We start from the raw sequence: 1080 nt of genomic DNA, 5'->3' as shown, positions 1-1080 counted from the left end.
GTGCGGCGCCCATCAAACCCGATTTCCTGCTGTATCAGGCCGTTGGCGTGGTACTCAAGCCGGTAGGTTTCCCCAACCTCATTTTCGATCTCGGTGAGTAACAACCGAACATTGTCATAACGGTATTTAAGCTGCGTGCCGTCCGGATTAATCCGACGGCTGATCAGGTGCAAACCATCGGCGTATTCGTAGCGGGTGACGCTGCCCAACTCGTCGCGCTCAGCAGTGATTTTTCCGTACGGGTTGTAGCTGAATTCGCGTGTGGCCCCGTCAGGCTGAATCACTTTCAGCAAACGACCCACGGCGTCCCACTGATACTGGGTCAGTGCGCCATGCTCATCCTCGCAAGCCACCTGCCGCCCCAGCTCGTCATAGCGATAACGCCGCACACCGCCATTCGCCAGTTTTTCCTCAATGAGCTGGCCGCGTTCGTTCCAGATAAAGCGTTGGCTGCTGTTATCCGGATACCAAACACCCGTGAGCTTTCCGTGTTGGGTGTAGGTGTATTCGGTGTAATTGCCGTCCGGGTCAGTCTTGCGAGTGATATCGCCTTGATCGTTACGCTGGTATTTCCACACCGCGTCACCACGGCGCACAACCCGTACGAACCCGTTGTCATGCTCGTAGGACGTCGGCGCATCGTCCCCGGGAAACAGCGCAATCAACCGACCGGCGTCGTCGTACTGATACGCCGTCACCGCCCCCAGTGGATTCTGCTCGACCGTCAGCCGGCCTTTTTCGTCGTAGGATTTGAAGTGCTGCGCGCCGTCCGGATCGATCCGCTGCACCAGCCGTGCGCGCTGGTCGTGTACGTAGACTTCCTGGCTGCCATCGGCGTTGTGCACGGTGACCGTGCCGTTGTCGTCCCACACATACCGCGTGTCCATCTGCGAAAAGCTGGCCCAGTGCCGGACGCACCTTGCCGCCTTGCCGGACCGTTCCCACTCCCAGAAGAAACTCGCCCCACCGGCCAGTTCCCGCTCCAGGATCACCTGCTGATCGTCGTACCGATAACGTTCGCTTTCGCCGACAGCGTTGGTCGCTTCAATCAATCGACAGGCGTCGTCATACCTGTAGGAA

The 1080-nt window shown here is 58.8% G+C and carries 1 pseudogene; it reads right to left on the bottom strand.

Annotated elements, in window-relative coordinates:
• Positions 1-1080 (bottom strand): annotated as a pseudogene (locus HX815_RS32060) (RHS repeat protein); the annotation flags it as partial.

It is taken from the genome of Pseudomonas sp. E6002, from assembly GCF_013385565.1.
GTDB lineage: Bacteria > Pseudomonadota > Gammaproteobacteria > Pseudomonadales > Pseudomonadaceae > Aquipseudomonas.
Note: the sequence above shows the minus strand (reverse complement) of the source record. Positions and strands in the feature narration are given on the sequence as shown.